Raw genomic sequence first — 16,070 nt, 5'->3', positions numbered from 1 at the left:
CATGCCAGATAAGAAAAAGAAACTTTCCAATGCAGCGGATCAGGTTGGCCAAAGGGTAGAAAAACCCAAATTACACCCACGCAACAAGCATCGGCAGCGCTATGACTTCAAGCAGCTTAGTCAGAGCACGCCACACCTGGCCCCATTTGTAAGGTTGAATGACTACGGCGACGAATCAATTGACTTCTTCAACCCAGAAGCAGTCAAAGCACTGAACAAAGCGCTTTTAAAACACTACTATAGTATAAAGGACTGGGACATCCCAAAAGGTTATTTGTGTCCACCCATTCCAGGGAGAGCCGATTACATCCATCACATGGCAGACTTATTGACCAGCTCTCATCCACCATCGAAACAGGAAAAGCCTCCAACCGGCAGCGAAATTAAATGTCTGGATATCGGTGTGGGGGCCAATTGCGTTTACCCCATCATAGGGCATGCGGAGTATGGCTGGTCGTTTGTAGGTGCCGATATCGACCCTGTGGCTATTACATCTGCCAGCAAAATAATTGAAGCCAATCCCCAATTAAAAGGGAAGGTTGAGTTGAGGTTACAATCAAATGCCAAAAACATTTTTGTCGGCATCATCCAAAAGGATGAACACTTCGATCTGACGATTTGCAACCCACCCTTTCATGCTTCTTTTGCTGAAGCCCAATCTGGAACCATGCGAAAGTTGAGAAATCTAAAGCAAAAGAAAATTACCAAACCCATTTTGAACTTTGGGGGGCAAAATACTGAATTGTGGTACGATGGAGGCGAAGAGAGTTTTGTCCGGCAGATGATTCTTCAAAGCAAACAGTTTGGCACTTCCTGTTTTTGGTTTTCAACATTGATTTCAAAACAGGCCAACCTTAAAAGCACCTACCAGGCACTTAAAGAGGTGAGTGCGTTGGATACTAAAACAATTCCAATGGGCCAGGGAAATAAAACCAGTCGCATTGTTTCATGGACATTTCTAACTCCGGAAAGCCGAAGGAAATGGGCAAAAATGGGATAGTGAATACACTCGCATTTCCACCATTGCATTCCCTCCAGTGCTTTTTCCTTCTCACACACAGTGCTACCCGCCGCCAAACTTTTCACACACGAGCGCCAGTGCCTTCTCATCGCCCACATTGCCGGGGAACACAACGTAAATCAGCCCGGGAAACTTGCTTTCCCCTTGCAGCTTCCACACCGGCACTCCTGGAATAACCGGGCCCAATACTGTTGCCTTTTTAACTGAAAGCCCTTTGGACGCCAGGTCGCTGGAAGTAATGCCACCTTTGGCAACCATAAACTTCGGACGGACAGAAATCCCTTGCACAATGGCGACAAGGAAGCCGGACACCAGGGAGTTGATTTTGAGACTGCTTTCGGCATCAGAGCCCTTTTCCAATGTGCGGCTCGTGTGAATCACCGCATCGTCGCCAGCTGCGAGCCAGGCATCCACCTGGGCACTGGTAGCTTTTGCCTTGCCTCTTACATCTTGTGATTGAAGGAGAGCGCTTACATCTACTTCCAGGGTTTGGCGTTGCCCTTTGCTAAGTAGCCAGGCCAGTTGGGCAGTAGTTTTGGGCACATGTGAGCCTACCACCACAAGCGACCCATGGGAAGAAGCAGTGTCCTCTTTTTGCGGGACATAAAGCTTACCTGATACCATACCCGCCCTGATGGGCACAAAGGTGGCGGATGTACGGTACAAAAACTTCTTACCTGACTTTTCGGCCATTACCAACCCCAGCACCCCTACTTCCAGGTCACGGTAGCTGGCGGCGTTCATGACGCATACTGATCCATCAGCGCAAGCCTCCAGTTTCTCTGCTACTAATTTCGGGCCGCCTGCCCGCAAGTCTTCGATGGACACTGAGTTGACATCCGACGCTTTGATCCGTCCCCTGGTCTTTTCCTCCACCCATAGCTTCAGGTTGGCGTGCTGGTAGCCAAACGACGCATCTTTCGCAAAGGGCGTATCAGACACAGGCACCAGCTCCTCATTTTCAACGATGTAATGCACATCGTCCATCGTGTACCTTTCCCCCTCTATAAAAGCCGGCACCAGCACGGTGACAGCCCCCGCAAGGCCGAGCACACCGGCCACGGCGTCTACCTCTGCTGGAAAATGCCCCCTCAAGGTGGAGTCACTCCTGCTCACCACCACCACTTGTCGTTGGCTTTCTTTTGCCGCCTCCTTGAGGTTTCGCCCAATTTCCAGCGCAAGGTCAACAGCCTCTGGCTCGGACAGGCTCCGGGAATTGGTGAGGATATAGAGAATAGACGGTTTTAGTCTGAGCTCAGCAGCTATCAGGGCTATCTCCCACGAGGTAAGCACGGTTACGTCGTAGCACGTCTGTGTGCCAGTCGGGTCATCATCAAGCACCACAATGGTTTTTTCACTTTCCAAAAACTCCTTTTGAATGGCTGGCAGCAGATCTTCGGGATAATCAGGTGGCAACTGATTTAGTTTTTGATTCACGTTTTCGTACATCGCAAGCATCTCATCAACCACTCAAATAAGCTTCGTAGGTGGTGGGGTAATAAATTTATTATTTATCTTTTTAAGTCGAACCGATCGACTCGTTTATCAAGCCCTTAATCTATGCAAATAATCATTACCGGAGGAGCGGGTTTCCTTGGCCAGCGTCTGGCAAATGCTCTACTCAGCAGCCACCTTGTTTTTGATGAGTTATTGCTGGTGGACATAGTAATGCCTCCTCACTCTGAAAATGACAGCCGGGTCCGGTGCCTGCAAATTGATCTTTCTGAAGAGGGAGCTGCCAAATCACTTGTCTCCGCCGAAACAGGTATTGTTTTTCACCTGGCGGCAGTTGTTAGCAGCCATGCCGAAAAAGACTTTGACCTGGGCTGGAAAATCAATATGGACATTACCCGCCAGTTGCTGGAAGTCTGTCGTCATCAAAAACCAGGCATCAGGTTTATTTTTTCGAGCTCCATTGCTGTGTTCGGTGGCGACCTGCCCGCTACCGTGTTGGATACCACAGCGCTTACTCCCCGCTCTTCCTACGGTGCTCAGAAAGCCATTGGGGAGCTGCTGGTTAACGACTACTCCCGGAAAGGATTGGTTGATGGCCGGGTATTGCGGTTGCCCACCATTTGTGTGCGACCGGGGAAACCCAACCTGGCAGCCTCTTCTTTTGTCAGTAGCATTATTCGTGAGCCGATTAATGGAGAAGACGCCATTTGCCCGGTGTCGACCGACCTGGCGCTTTGGCTCTCAAGCCCCGAAACTGTTATCCAAAATCTTATCCATGCCACCACGCTAAAAGCGGAAGCTTTCGGTGGCTGGCGTACAGTGAACCTGCCGGGTGTCAGTGTAACGGTGCAACAAATGCTCGACTCCCTGGAGCGCATGTCAGGAAAAGCCACACTAGCCAGGGTGCAGTTCAAACCTGACCCAGCCATCAACGCCATTGTAAGTAGCTGGCCTGCCGCCATCGACAATACCAGAGGACTGGCACTTGGCTTCACGGTCGACGGGCAGTTCGATGCCTTCATCACGCAGTTCATTGCCTCCAGCAAACCGTCAGCGGGATGAGCGACTTCTCCATTCCCATCATTGGTCTGGCGGTAGCCGTCTTCGTCTTGATTTTGCTGGTGCTTCGCACCAAAGTGCACCCACTCATTGCTATGATTACAGCCGCTTGTGTGGCAGGCATAACAGGAGGCTTGTCGGTGAATGAAACCCTCAACGCTATTACCAAAGGTTTTGGAGCTACACTGGGCACTATTGGCATCGTAATCGGGCTGGGGGTGATGATGGGGCGCATCCTGGAAGTATCAGGTGCTGCCGAACAAATCGCTTATTCCTTTATCAAATGGCTGGGCCACCGCAGGGAAGAATGGGCATTGGCTCTCACCGGCTATCTGGTGAGCATTCCCATCTTCGTCGATTCCGCTTTTGTCATTCTCTACCCTATCGCCAAGGCGCTGGCACGAAAAGGCAGCCGATCACTCCTTACCCTCGGAGTCTCACTCGCAGGCGGCCTTATCGTGACCCATACCATGGTGCCTCCCACGCCGGGACCTCTGGGCGTTGCCGGACTTTTTGGTGTCGACATCGGCGCCATGATGCTGCTCGGCATTGTGCTGGCCCTGCCATGCACCCTGGCGATTGTGTGGTATGCGCAGTGGCTGGGGGGAAAATACCCCGACTTTGTAGCCCCAGCAGTACAAGAAGACCTGAAGGCCATCCATGCTGACTACTTAAAAGAAAAAGAGGCCAAGGCTCTTCCAAGCCTGACCAAGTCGCTGCTTCCCATTCTTGTGCCCATCGGATTGATCTTTGTCAAAGCCGTGGTCAACCTGTTCCCGTCTCTCGCAGCCACCGACAGCCTCACTCTATCTTGGGTTTTGCAGGTCGTTGCTTTTGCTGGTTCACCTGTCATTGCTTTGTGCATTAGCACGCTGATCGCCGTTTACACCCTGGTGCCCCACCTCAACCGGCACGAGACATCCGAACGACTGGAGGAAGGTCTCAAGTCGGCGGGCATTATCCTGATGGTCACTGGTGCGGGTGGAGCACTTGGCTTCGTAGTGCGAGAAAGTGGTTCCGGTGCCAAGCTGGCCGCACTGATGGCCAACCTCCCGTTCTCTCCCATCATGATTCCCTTCTTTGTGGCCACCACTGTGAGGCTGATACAAGGATCGGGTACCGTGGCTATGATTACGGCGGCTTCCATCACAGCGCCTATCCTGATCAATATCGCCGATGTTAATATGCTGTTCGCAGCACAGGCTGCCGTCATGGGCTCGCTATTCTTCAGCTATTTCAACGACAGCTTTTTTTGGGTGGTGAACCGCATGATGGGCATTGCCGACGTGAAGCTGCAGCTCATGACCTGGTCGGTGCCCACTACCATTGCCTGGGCCATTGGTGGGGTATTAATTGCGCTGACTAATTTAATCTTTGGTTCCAATGGCTCCCTGCTCGATCCGCTGATTCCGCTAGCGGGGTTGGGCGTGATGTGGATGGTGATAAGGAGAAAGGGAGACTTCAAAAAATAGCGGAATCACCTGGCTAAAACAGCTTCATTGAAGGTGTGGGAAGATACGGAGTACAGTCGTTCCACACAATCGCTGGCAATGGACAAAACGTTGCTTAGCATGCCTCAGCGGCGATGCAACCGATCCACTTAAAGACAGGCATTGCAAGTAGATTTTTGTATCTTTAACACGTGGAAAAACAGACGAAATATCATCTGGACATTGAGATTGACAAGCTAACAAATAGCATTGTTAACACTATTTCTGGAGATAGTTTCCCGACTGATGTTCATCCCATAACCAAGGCTGACTTGAAAAATGCCACCAAGAAAAATGGGTGGCTTTTCAAGTGGACAAGTGAATTCAAGCTTGCTGATAGACAAGTTTTCAAATTGACGATTCGCAATAATCCTGGCATCATTCAGGGACTCATAAGCATCAGCGACTACGGCGACCATTATTATCTCCATCTCATTGAAAGTGCTCCCTTCAACTTAGGAAAACGTAAACTATACGAAGGCGTTCCCGGCAACCTATTTGCATTCACTTGTAAAACCTCCTGGGACAAGGGCTATCAGGGTTTCATTTCTTTTACTTCCAAAACAAAATTGGTCACCCACTATGAGAAAATTTTAGGAGCGACTCATATCGGTGGGCAAAAAATGGTAATCTTCCCGCAGGAAGCAATTAGATTAATTAGAAAATATTATCCACATTGACAGATAAATAATATGGGACATATTAAAGAACCAGAAGGAGTTGACTTTATAGTTGATCCAACACCGTTGACAACTGAGGAGAGAAAAAGAATAAGTGAGATAATCGCTCATTATAAGGCGACTGGGAAGAAACCGTCATTTCAAAAGTCCAAAACAAATTCACGCAGACAGAAAAAAAATCTACCTCTAATCAAGTAGCCGACTCCACCACCTGCCTGATTAGGTTCTAATACTCCTCGGCCCGCCTAATCCGCTCGTTCAGTATCTCTGCCAATCATAACCTAAAGGATGTTTTTGTGAAAAATTCCTCCTATTTTCAAACATGGAGGAAAATGCGTGGTCTTGGATATTTCAGTTATTGGGTCGCCTGCACCCGGTAGCAGTGCACTTTCCTATTGGATTATTGATTGTAGCCCTTTTTCTGGAGGCACTCACCCTGAACGGCAAACGACCTGGCCTGAGGGAGGGCATCAACTGGATGGTGTACCTGGGGACCTTCTCAGCAGTATTGGCCGCTGGCCTCGGGTGGTTCCTTCGCACTTTCGATGACTACTCGGGCGACCTGGTGCAGCTACACCAGAATCTGGGCATCGCCACAGCCATACTATCTGTCATCACCGCCCTACTCCTGCAGAAAACAATAACAGGAAAGCTGTCCAATTACATGGCCTACAGAGCACTGCTGGTGTTATCGGTTATCACGCTTACGATTGCAGGTCACCTGGGTGCGAGCCTTACGCACGGCGAAGATTTTCTGTCGAGTGCGCTGCCAGGAAACTCAGACCCTTATGATGATAGCAGAGGCGTGGCATTATTGGCTCAATTGAATCAACTGGACTCCTTGTCGGAAACAGAGCTGGACGATCTCAATTTGGAAGTAAGGGCCATTTTTGCGCATAACTGCTACCAATGCCACAGCGAAAACAAGCAAAAAGGGGAGCTGGTATTAGAAAACAAAAGAGGCGTTTTCCAGGGTGGGAAATCCGGAAAAGTGATTGTGGCGGGCCGCCCTAAAGACAGCGAGCTATACAGAAGAATTACGCTGTCGTCCAACGACGATGATGTAATGCCCAAAAAGGGGAAGGTGCTGCAAAAAAATGAAATTGCCCTGATCAAATTATGGATTGAAAAGGGAGCCCATTGGTCGGACCGGGCGCTGAAAGTGTTTCCAGAAGCGGCCCTCGCCTTGTCAAAGCCGGTGCTTCCTGCTTCCTCAGAACAAGTCCACCCCGTTGACAAGCTGTTGGATGTCTACTTTGAAAGAAACGGCATCGCCTGGCCACAGTTGGTAGACGACAAAACCTTCATCCGACGAGCTTATCTGGATATTGTAGGGCTGCTGCCAGAACCTGATGCCATCATTCAGTTCGTCGACAATCAGGATACGAACAAACGTACGCAACTGGTCGACCGCCTGCTGGCAGATAATAGCAACTACACACAGCACTGGTTGAGTTTTTGGAACGATTTGTTGAGGAATGATTACTCGGGCACCGGATTTATTACTGGTGGCAGAAAGCAGGTTACTGACTGGCTGTACAAATCGCTGCTGGAAAACAAGCCTTACAATGCCATGGTGAAGGAATTGATCAACCCCACCCCCGCCTCCGAAGGGTTTATCAAAGGTATAGAATGGCGGGGCGTGGTAAACGCCAGTCAGCGCACCGAAATGCAGGCCGCCCAGAATATTGGCCAGTCACTGCTGGGGGTGAATGTGAAGTGTGCCTCTTGCCACAATAGCTTTGTAAGCAACCTCACGCTGGACCAGGCTTATGGCTTTGCGTCCATATTCGCTGATTCGGTGATGGAACTCAACAGGTGTGACATACCCACGGGAAAAATGGCCCAGGTCAGTTTCCTGTATCCGGAATTGGGGTCGGTGGAGGCCGACAGCCTAAAAGAGCGCCTACTGAAACTTTCGGAGGTCATTGTGAAGCCGGAGAATGGCAGGCTTTACCGAACCATTACCAACAGAATATGGCAGAGGCTGATGGGGCGGGGTTTCATCGAACCCCTGGATGAGATGGACAAAACCCCATGGGATGCTGACTTGCTCGACTGGCTGGCAGCGGACTTTATTGATTCGGGGTATGACCTAAAGCAATTGATGCGCACCATCATGACATCTAAAGCCTACCAGCTACCCACGGTGAGCTATGAAAAGCTAGAACAGGTGAAATCAGCTCGCTACGTATTCAACGGTCCAATTGTCAGGCGAATGAGTGCCGAGCAATTTTCTGACGCAGTAAGCCAGGTCATCGCCCCGGTTTATTATGCAGCCGCTTACAACCCTTCCGGCGATCAGCTATCTTCGAACAGGGTTTGGCACAGGGAAAGGAAATTTGACAGGGACGTACTGCCTGAACCCGGCACGAGATATTTCCGCCACAAGTTTACACTGACTGACCAGGAAGTCATCAACGCTCAGGCCCTGATTTCAGTTGATCATTCTTATTCGTTTTACCTGAATGAGAGCAAGGTGGCTGAAGGTACCGACTGGAGAAAAGTAAATAAGCTGGACGTAGCGAAGCTCCTGAAAAGCGGAGAAAACATCATCGCCATTGAGGGCTCAAATGAAGGGCCAATTGCCAACCCTGCCGGGATACTATTTGCCATGAAGGTTCGTCAAAAAGACAGTCTCGAAACCACCATACAATCAGCCGGGAGCGGGGGTTGGAAAAGCACCGACGTAAGCCCTGGCAAAGAATGGCTGAGTATTGCGTTTGATGACTCGGGATGGGACAATGTCAGAAACTACGGCTCTGTGCAATGGGACCAGCTATTGGCTTTCACATTCGAAGACAATGTATCGGCTTATGCCCGTGCCAGTCTGGTCAGGCAGCATCCTTTCTTGAAAGCGCTTGGGCGGCCAAGCAGGGAAAATGTAGCCACCTCCAGAGATGATCAGGCTACTTTGCTGCAATCGCTGGAACTCACCAATGGTGCCTATTTTAACCAGGTACTGGAAGAAGGTGCCAGCAGCTGGTTGCGGGAATATGGCAGCAATGGGCCAAAAATTGTTGACGCTTTTTATTTAAAATCGCTTGGCCGGAAACCCTCGAACAAGGAAAAAGACATTATGCTGAGTGCTTTGGGAGACACACCGGACAAAGAAGGTTTGCAGGACGTGTTTTGGGCCACCTTACTTTTGCCTGAATTTCAGTTTATCTATTAGACCAAAAACTAATGAACGATCAAATAGCCAATTCACGCAGGGAGTTTATGAAAAAAATGGGGGCTGCCAGCCTGGCCGCTGCGGCTGTCAGTATTCCCACTGCTAGCTTTTTAAGTGCATGCAGCACTACCCCGGCAATTCGTTCTTCGGCAGACACCGTCATATTGCTTTGGATGGCCGGAGGCATGGCGCATACCGAAACCTTCGACCCCAAGGCTTACACACCCTACACAAAGGGCGTCGAGAGCAAAAGAATTTTAAGTTCGTTTCCAAAGGTTCCGACTGCTGTGGACGGCTTGTATTTTTCAGAAGGACTTGTGTCCATTGGCAGTGTGATGGACAAAGGCGCTATTATTCGGTCTTACAAATCGGCTGACCTGGGGCACATCCTTCATACCCGGCATCAGTACCACTGGCATACTTGCTATGAGCCTCCACAGTCGGTGCAAGCGCCGCATATTGGTGCCTGGATCGCCAAAGAGCTGGGGCCGGTCAACCCGGTCATCCCTCCTTTTATTGCCATGGGCCAGCGTTTTACTGTGGGAGAAGGTGAAGAATTAAAAGCTTTTCACACGGCAGGATTCCTGGGCAGTGAATATGGCCCGTTTTTAATTCCTGACCCATCAAGTGGGCTGGAGAGCGTTCGTCCTCCGCAGGGCATGTCTGTTAAAAGGTTTGAAGCAAGAAATCAGCTTTACAAAGAATTGGCTAACAAAAGCGAAGTGATGGAACGAGGCAGCGATTACCAGCGGGAGTCGTTGATGAGGTCGATGGAGCAATCGTACAGGCTGTTGAATTCGCCGGAGTCGCAGGTATTTGACTTGACACAGGAGCCAAAGGAGAAGTACGACATCTACAACACCGGCCGGTTTGGCCTTGGCTGCCTGACCGCCAAAAGGCTGGCCATGAACGGTGCCCGGTTTGTGAGCGTATCCACAGAATATGAGCCCTTCCTTGGGTGGGACACGCATGAGAACGGGCATACCCGTGTGGTGAAAATGAAGGAACTGATCGATGGCCCTGTTGCGCAGCTTGTTAAAGATTTGGATGAATCGGGGCATTTGGACAGGACGCTGATTGTGCTGGCTAGCGAATTCAGCAGAGATGCTTTGCTGGAAGGGCGGCCCGGCGAAAAAGTACAAGATCAGGTCGATCAACCAGACGTGATTGAAGACGAGAAATTCTATGGCATGCACCGGCATTTCACCGATGGCAGCTCCATACTCATGTGGGGAGGGGGCATCAAAAAAGGATTGGTTTACGGCAAAACTGCCGATGAAAGACCCTGCTCGTCGATTGAAAATACGGTCGTGATTGACCAAATACACCAAACCATCTACCATGCTTTGGGCATTCACCCGGAAACGAACTACACGATTGAAGGTCGGCCTTTCTACACCACCCCCGACGGGCAGGGAAAACCTTTGTTGGAGTTGCTTGCGTAGGGTGACTTTGGCTGGTTTGGATGCAGCAAACCTTTTGGTTAATTGCCCGGGACGGCTTATAGCTTCGATTGCTTGTGCACTCCTAAATACAAAATTTCTATCTTGGTTCCACTGAAATCTCTCTTATGAAATCGTTGACATTATCCCTTTGCTTCTTCATTGGCTTTGTGACTGCGGCTCTCGCTCAAGCACCCAAGTTCACCCGTCAGGACACCCTCCGTGGCTCCATCACCCTGGAAAGAGCATGGTGGGATTTGGTGCATTATGATCTCGGGGTAAAGGCCGATCCTGAAGCGAAGACTTTCTCGGGTCAGAACACGGTAACCTACAAAGTGCTTACGGAGGCCAAAACCATGCAGATCGACTTGCAACATCCAATGAAGATCACTGAGGTGATGCAAGACGGCAAGGCATTAAAATTCCTCCAAAATGGCAATGCCTGGTTCATTACGCTAAAGAAAAAGCAGGTGCCGGGGGCTGTGAATAGCCTGACAATCAGTTATGGTGGAAGGCCTCAAGTGAGCAAGCTCCCGCCCTGGGAAGGCGGTGTTACCTGGGCGAAGGACAGCAACGGCAACGACTTCATCGTCACTACCTGCCAGGGCGATGGTGCCAGCCTGTGGTGGCCATGCAAAGACCACATGTACGACGAAACCGACAGCATGACCATCAGCGTAACCGTGCCTGAGCACCTCATGGACGTCTCCAACGGCCGACTGCGAAAAACTACTGACAACAATGATGGCACCAAAACCTTCGAGTGGTTTGTGTCCAACCCGATCAACAACTACGGCGTGAATGTGAACGTGGGTGACTACGTGCATTTTGGAGAGGTGTACCAGGGAGAAAAAGGCCCGCTGGACTGCGACTACTACGTGCTGCGTGACAACCTGAAGAAAGCAAAAACCCATTTCGAAGAAGTGCCGAAAATGCTGGCCGCTTTCGAATACTGGTTTGGGCCCTACCCTTTTTACCAAGACAGCTACAAGCTGGTGGAAGTGCCCTACTACGGCATGGAACACCAGAGCAGCGTAACCTATGGCAACTTCTACAAAAACGGCTACCACACCACCGACGTAAGCGGCACTGGCTGGGGCTTTAACTTCGATTTCATCATTGTGCATGAGTCGGGACACGAGTGGTTTGCCAATAACATCACGTACAAAGACATCGCTGACATGTGGGTGCACGAAGGCTTTACTGCCTACTCAGAGAACCTTTTTGTAGACTACTATTATGGCAAAGATGCCAGCGCAGAATACGTGATTGGCACACGCAAGAACATCCGCAACGACAGACCTATCATTGGCTACTATGAGGTGAATAAATCAGGCTCAGGCGACATGTACTCGAAAGGAGCGAACATGCTACACACTTTGCGCCAGCTGGTGAACGACGACGAAAAATGGCGCATGATGTTGCGGGGGTTGAATGAAGAATTCTACCACCAAACTGTTACCACCGGGCAAATTGAAGCCTTCCTGGCTGAAAAGTCAGGGATGGATCTGAAGCCTTTCTTTGACCAATACCTGAGAGATACCAGAATCCCTGTGTTGGAGTACAAAGCCGACGGCAAAACGCTCCACTATCGTTGGACTAACTGTGTGGAAGGTTTTGACATGCCAGTGGAGGTGAGCATCGACGGCAAAACACAAAGGTTGATTCCTGAGAGCACTTGGAAGACCGTAGAGTTAGGTCAGCCCATGCATAAACTCATGGTAGACAGTGACTATTACGTGGATGCCAGCAAGATTGAATAGGCTTAGCTTGCTCAGGAAAATGACGCAATCGCCCTCTTGAATTGTCGTTTTACTACAGCGAGAAGTTTGTTGGCAGTAGCGATCTTTGATAGGTAAAATACACTTCAATAAATCCGTTATGAAACATCTTCAATTTCTCCAGAACATCAAGGCGCCTGCTGCAAAAGTTTACAGACTGATGCTGGGCCTTGATAATATCAAAACCTACCAGGACTGGACCAGCGCTTTCAACCCCGACCCAGATGGGGCACCAGGCTCTTACGAGGGAAGCTGGGACAAAGGCAGTAAAATACTTTTCGTAGGGCTTGATCAGGACGGCAAGCGGGGCGGCATGGTGTCCAAAATACTGGAAAACAAACCCGCTGAGTTCGTATCTGTCAGTCATTACGGCATGGTGGATGGCGACCAGGAAATCACCTCCGGCGCCCTGGTTGAAATGTGGGCTGGCGCTATGGAAAACTACACCTTCAAAGAACATAATGGGGTGACTATCGTAACGGTGGACCTGGACACGGCGGATGCGTTTGCCGAAATGTTCAGCGAAATGTGGCCAAAGGCTTTAAGCAGGTTGAAGGAGATTTGCGAGAGCTGAGAACTTGTGAAACAAGGCAACAAAAACATTTAGCTGCGGCACCACATCATCAGTCTAAATCGTAAATTACCAATGTCGCCACATGCCTGGAAGCGGCCTTCGTTTCGGGTAATGTGTGGCTGTTTTTTACTCACGACATTGGATGGAGAAAATTCCAGTTAGACAAATTCGCACCACCGACCCTCAGGCCCTTGGCCTGTGCAGCATCCGGAGGCTGGAGGATATTCTCCAGGGAAAAGAATTACTCCATGCGCTACACCGGCATACGTTCTTTTTTGTACTAGCGGTGTCAGAGGGAAAAGGAGTTCACGAGATTGACTTTGTTCCTTTCGACGTTTTGCCGGGGTCTGTTTTCTTTTTGCGTCCCGGGCAGGTGCACAGGTTGCAGTTGGCGGCAGGCTCCAGAGGCTACCTCATGGAATTCGATCAGGAGTTTTACGCTTCCAAAAACCAACCGGCAGCCCAGCGCCTGAGAAAGGCCAGCAGCAAAAATTATTGTCTGCCCGAGCAAGACCGGTTCGAAAAGCTGAAGGGTATCTTGTCGCAGATATTTGAAGAAAATAAAACGAGGTACGACGGGTACCACGACGTGATGAAGGCCAGCCTGGAAATTTTCTGTATTGAGTATGGCCGACAAAGTGTACATCCGGGCATTGTCACAAACAACAACGGTCTGTATACCCAGGAAAGGTTCGAGGAGCTGCTGGCGTTGCTTGAAGCCCATATCAGTCAGGTCAAGCAAGCATCGCAGTATGCCGACCTGCTCAATCTCTCACCCTACCAGTTGAACGCTATCACCAAAGCATCGGTGGGCAAAACTGTCGCTCAAATGATCGATGAACAGATTATACTCGAAGCAAAACGTTACCTGCTCGCCACGCCCAATCAGGTGAAAGACATCGCCTGGGACCTGGGATACGAGGACGTTTCCTATTTCATTCGGTTCTTTAAAAAACATACAGGCCACTCTCCAGACGCTTTTCGCAAGAACTTCCGATAAGTCCCATCCAACTTCATTTCCGTCCTATCCCTACCCCTTTTGTTCATTCTACTTTTGTGAAGTAATATTCAAACAGTAACAAATGAACAAAAAAACACGCCTGATGGCCTCGCTGAAAATATGGCTGGTCATCTATCCTTCTATCACCCTCTTTCTGGCCCTGTTTGGTGAAAACCTTGCCGTACTGCCCCTCTATCAAAGAACCTTCATCCTGACCATTTCTCTGGTTCCCTGGATGATGTTCGTAGGCGTTCCTTTACTCGACCGGCTGATCGCTCAATTTTCAGGCAAGGCAAATGCAAAATAAAGCAAACGGCAACAACATGGAGACTGCAATAAAGTACGATGTGATCATCGTTGGTGGGAGCTATGCCGGTCTGGCTGCTGGCCTCGCTCTGGGCAGAGCGCTGAGAAAGGTGCTGATCATCGACAGCGGAAAGCCTTGCAACCGGCAAACGCCACACTCGCACAATTTCCTTACGCAAGACGGCACAGCTCCGGCAGAAATTGCTTCAATAGCCAAACAGCAGGTGTCGGCTTACGCCACGGTAAGCTTTCTGAACGACCGGGTGGTAAGCGCCAAAAAACTGGACAGTGGATTTGAGGTTTTTGTGCAATCCGGCGAGTCCTTTACAGCCAGGAAATTAGTTTTTGCGACAGGCATAAAAGACGTTATGCCTGAGATTCCGGGTTTCAAGGAGAGCTGGGGCAAAAGCGTGCTCCACTGCCCCTATTGCCACGGATACGAAGTGCGAGGCCAGAAAACCGGGATACTCGCCAACGGCGATAGTGGCTATGAATTCTGCATGCTCATTGCCAATTGGACAAGCGACCTGACGCTCTATACCAACGGCAACAGCACGCTAACACATGAGCAAACTACCAGTCTGCGCAATCATAAGATCAACATCGTAGAAGATCAAATCCTCAAGCTAGACCAAACAAACGGCTACCTCAGTAGCATCCAGTTCAAGACCGGCAAGGCAGAGCTGGTCACTGCCCTCTATGCCAGGCTCCCTTTTCAGCAGCACTGCTACATTCCACAACAACTGGGCTGTGAGATCACCGAAGAAGGCTACATCAGGGTAGACGCTGCACAAAAAACCTCGGTGTCAGGTGTATATGCTTGCGGCGACAACGTCACCCGCATGCGCACTGTTGCCAATGCGGTTTCGATGGGCACAACAACGGGGCTGATGATGAACAAGGAGCTGATAGAAGAAGAATTTTAATCAAACAAAAAAAAACGAATCATGAAGATTATCATTGTAGGTGCGTCAGGCACCATGGGAAGCTTTTTGTCAAAAGCTTTTGAAAAAGAACACGAAATCGTTCGGGCCGATCGCCACGGAATGGATGTGAAGGTAGACATTACCTCGCCCGAGTCCATCGAAAACATGTACAAAACAACCGGCGCATTTGACGCACTGATTTGCACCGCCGGGCCTACCTATGTGGGGCCGTGGAAGAACCTCACCGACAAGGAGTTTCGCCAGGGAGTAGAGGGTAAAATGATGGGGCAGATCAACCTGGTGTTGATTGGGCAGCGCTACATCAAGCCCAAAGGTTCTTTTACTTTGATCACCGGGGCATTGACGCATGAGCCCCAGCGGAACTTTGCCAATGCATCGGCGGCCAATGGGGCAGTCGAGGGATTTGTTCGGGCGGCAGCCATTGAACTGGAAAATGGCATCAGGATCAATGCCGTAAGCCCAACGGTGATTGAAAACTCACCACAGTACTTCCCTTTTTTTCCAGGAGAAATACCAACAACGATGAGGCAGTTGGAATACGGCTTCCGCAGGAGTGTGTTCGGTGCTGGTACCGGTCAGGTGATCAAAACCCATTAGTCAACAAAGCTGTGACAACGAGACCATCCTGTCGGGTGGTCTTTTTTTTATGCTATTAAGTACATAGCTACGGCCTCCAACCCGGGCAAGCTGAGCTATAGCGTCGATGGACAGCACTTTGACTCGGCGGCGACATCTTGCTTCCCTACCTGCTCAAGACGGTCCAATGGCAGGAAGCGACGGATGGCACAGTGATGCTTATGTCGTTGTACAACCACCGCTACCTGTTTGTAGACCCAAAGGCAGGCAGCCTCTGCTCAGCCGATGCGCCCGGTGCCATACCTACTCACCAGGGCGGGGCCTGCTTTTGGTGGGAATGGGTGGAGTAATATTTGCGAAAAACACACTTTCAGTAGGAACATTTTGGCGTATATTCACAGATTACATAAGGGGTATAACACGCATAGTGCGTGTTACTCGACTTTGGCCTTTTACTAGATAAGCAATAAATAAGCTCAATATTTTGATTTTGAGTTTATTTTTTGTGATTTTTATATCTAGTTATATGACTAGATATTTAGATATGGGGTTTCCAACAAAGAT

Annotated in this window: 14 protein-coding genes; 13 read left to right on the top strand and 1 reads right to left on the bottom strand. The window is 49.9% G+C overall.

Going from position 1 to position 16,070, the window contains the following annotated elements; all coding sequences use genetic code 11:
* Position 1: 1 nt before the first annotated feature.
* The gene (gene rlmF, locus GC130_RS13670) at positions 2–1,000 is read left to right on the top strand and encodes a 23S rRNA (adenine(1618)-N(6))-methyltransferase RlmF (RefSeq protein ID WP_151998888.1); all 999 of its coding nucleotides are present in this window, start codon (positions 2–4) and stop codon (positions 998–1,000) included.
* 63 nt (positions 1,001–1,063) lie between these two features.
* Here rlmF and GC130_RS13665 read toward each other — a convergent pair whose 3' ends face one another.
* Complete coding sequence (locus GC130_RS13665) at positions 1,064–2,458, bottom strand: four-carbon acid sugar kinase family protein (RefSeq protein ID WP_226940479.1); 1,395 nt, start codon at positions 2,456–2,458, stop codon at positions 1,064–1,066.
* A gap of 123 nt (positions 2,459–2,581) precedes the next feature.
* Between GC130_RS13665 and denD the strand changes: the two genes are divergently transcribed.
* From denD to GC130_RS13600, 12 genes are all read left to right on the top strand, one after another.
* Complete coding sequence (gene denD, locus GC130_RS13660) at positions 2,582–3,538, top strand: D-erythronate dehydrogenase (protein ID WP_151998887.1); 957 nt, start codon at positions 2,582–2,584, stop codon at positions 3,536–3,538.
* Positions 3,535–5,007, top strand: coding sequence for a GntP family permease (locus GC130_RS13655; RefSeq protein WP_151998886.1), 1,473 nt, complete (start codon positions 3,535–3,537; stop codon positions 5,005–5,007). Before denD ends, GC130_RS13655 begins: the two co-directional genes overlap by 4 nt.
* 170 nt (positions 5,008–5,177) lie before the next feature.
* On the top strand, positions 5,178–5,705 hold the full coding sequence (locus tag GC130_RS13650; protein ID WP_151998885.1) for a hypothetical protein: 528 nt from the start codon (positions 5,178–5,180) through the stop codon (positions 5,703–5,705).
* A gap of 322 nt (positions 5,706–6,027) precedes the next feature.
* A complete protein-coding gene (locus GC130_RS13640; RefSeq protein ID WP_151998883.1) occupies positions 6,028–8,880 on the top strand; it encodes a DUF1549 domain-containing protein in 2,853 nt (950 codons plus the stop codon).
* 11 nt (positions 8,881–8,891) lie between these two features.
* On the top strand, positions 8,892–10,325 hold the full coding sequence (locus tag GC130_RS13635; RefSeq protein ID WP_151998882.1) for a DUF1501 domain-containing protein: 1,434 nt from the start codon (positions 8,892–8,894) through the stop codon (positions 10,323–10,325).
* A 125-nt stretch (positions 10,326–10,450) separates the two neighbouring features.
* Positions 10,451–12,085, top strand: a complete 1,635-nt coding sequence (locus tag GC130_RS13630; protein WP_151998881.1) for a M1 family metallopeptidase — start codon at positions 10,451–10,453, stop codon at positions 12,083–12,085.
* A 118-nt stretch (positions 12,086–12,203) separates the two neighbouring features.
* A complete protein-coding gene (locus tag GC130_RS13625) occupies positions 12,204–12,677 on the top strand; it encodes an SRPBCC domain-containing protein (RefSeq protein WP_151998880.1) in 474 nt (157 codons plus the stop codon).
* A 142-nt stretch (positions 12,678–12,819) separates the two neighbouring features.
* Positions 12,820–13,677, top strand: a complete 858-nt coding sequence (locus GC130_RS13620) for a helix-turn-helix domain-containing protein (RefSeq protein WP_151998879.1) — start codon at positions 12,820–12,822, stop codon at positions 13,675–13,677.
* 82 nt (positions 13,678–13,759) lie between these two features.
* Positions 13,760–13,984 (top strand): hypothetical protein, encoded by a 225-nt coding sequence (locus GC130_RS13615; RefSeq protein WP_151998878.1) that lies wholly within the window; start codon positions 13,760–13,762, stop codon positions 13,982–13,984.
* Between the two features lie 16 nt (positions 13,985–14,000).
* Positions 14,001–14,909, top strand: a complete 909-nt coding sequence (locus tag GC130_RS13610) for an NAD(P)/FAD-dependent oxidoreductase (protein ID WP_151998877.1) — start codon at positions 14,001–14,003, stop codon at positions 14,907–14,909.
* Between the two features lie 21 nt (positions 14,910–14,930).
* Complete coding sequence (locus GC130_RS13605; RefSeq protein WP_151998876.1) at positions 14,931–15,527, top strand: short chain dehydrogenase; 597 nt, start codon at positions 14,931–14,933, stop codon at positions 15,525–15,527.
* 137 nt (positions 15,528–15,664) lie between these two features.
* On the top strand, positions 15,665–15,856 hold the full coding sequence (locus GC130_RS13600) for a hypothetical protein (protein WP_151998875.1): 192 nt from the start codon (positions 15,665–15,667) through the stop codon (positions 15,854–15,856).
* The last annotated feature ends 214 nt before the right edge of the window (positions 15,857–16,070 follow it).

Source organism: Imperialibacter sp. EC-SDR9, from assembly GCF_902498805.1.
Lineage (GTDB): Bacteria > Bacteroidota > Bacteroidia > Cytophagales > Cyclobacteriaceae > Imperialibacter.
Note: the sequence above shows the minus strand (reverse complement) of the source record. Positions and strands in the feature narration are given on the sequence as shown.

What these genes read in the sequence shown, in the direction of transcription:
- rlmF (WP_151998888.1), top strand. Translation starts at nt 2, where the DNA reads ATGCCAGATAAGAAAAAGAAACTTTCCAATGCAGCGGATCAGGTTGGC.
- denD (WP_151998887.1), top strand. Translation starts at nt 2,582, where the DNA reads ATGCAAATAATCATTACCGGAGGAGCGGGTTTCCTTGGCCAGCGTCTG.
- GC130_RS13655 (WP_151998886.1), top strand. Translation starts at nt 3,535, where the DNA reads ATGAGCGACTTCTCCATTCCCATCATTGGTCTGGCGGTAGCCGTCTTC.
- GC130_RS13640 (WP_151998883.1), top strand. Translation starts at nt 6,028, where the DNA reads ATGGAGGAAAATGCGTGGTCTTGGATATTTCAGTTATTGGGTCGCCTG.
- GC130_RS13635 (WP_151998882.1), top strand. Translation starts at nt 8,892, where the DNA reads ATGAACGATCAAATAGCCAATTCACGCAGGGAGTTTATGAAAAAAATG.
- GC130_RS13630 (WP_151998881.1), top strand. Translation starts at nt 10,451, where the DNA reads ATGAAATCGTTGACATTATCCCTTTGCTTCTTCATTGGCTTTGTGACT.
- GC130_RS13625 (WP_151998880.1), top strand. Translation starts at nt 12,204, where the DNA reads ATGAAACATCTTCAATTTCTCCAGAACATCAAGGCGCCTGCTGCAAAA.
- GC130_RS13620 (WP_151998879.1), top strand. Translation starts at nt 12,820, where the DNA reads ATGGAGAAAATTCCAGTTAGACAAATTCGCACCACCGACCCTCAGGCC.
- GC130_RS13615 (WP_151998878.1), top strand. Translation starts at nt 13,760, where the DNA reads ATGAACAAAAAAACACGCCTGATGGCCTCGCTGAAAATATGGCTGGTC.
- GC130_RS13610 (WP_151998877.1), top strand. Translation starts at nt 14,001, where the DNA reads ATGGAGACTGCAATAAAGTACGATGTGATCATCGTTGGTGGGAGCTAT.
- GC130_RS13605 (WP_151998876.1), top strand. Translation starts at nt 14,931, where the DNA reads ATGAAGATTATCATTGTAGGTGCGTCAGGCACCATGGGAAGCTTTTTG.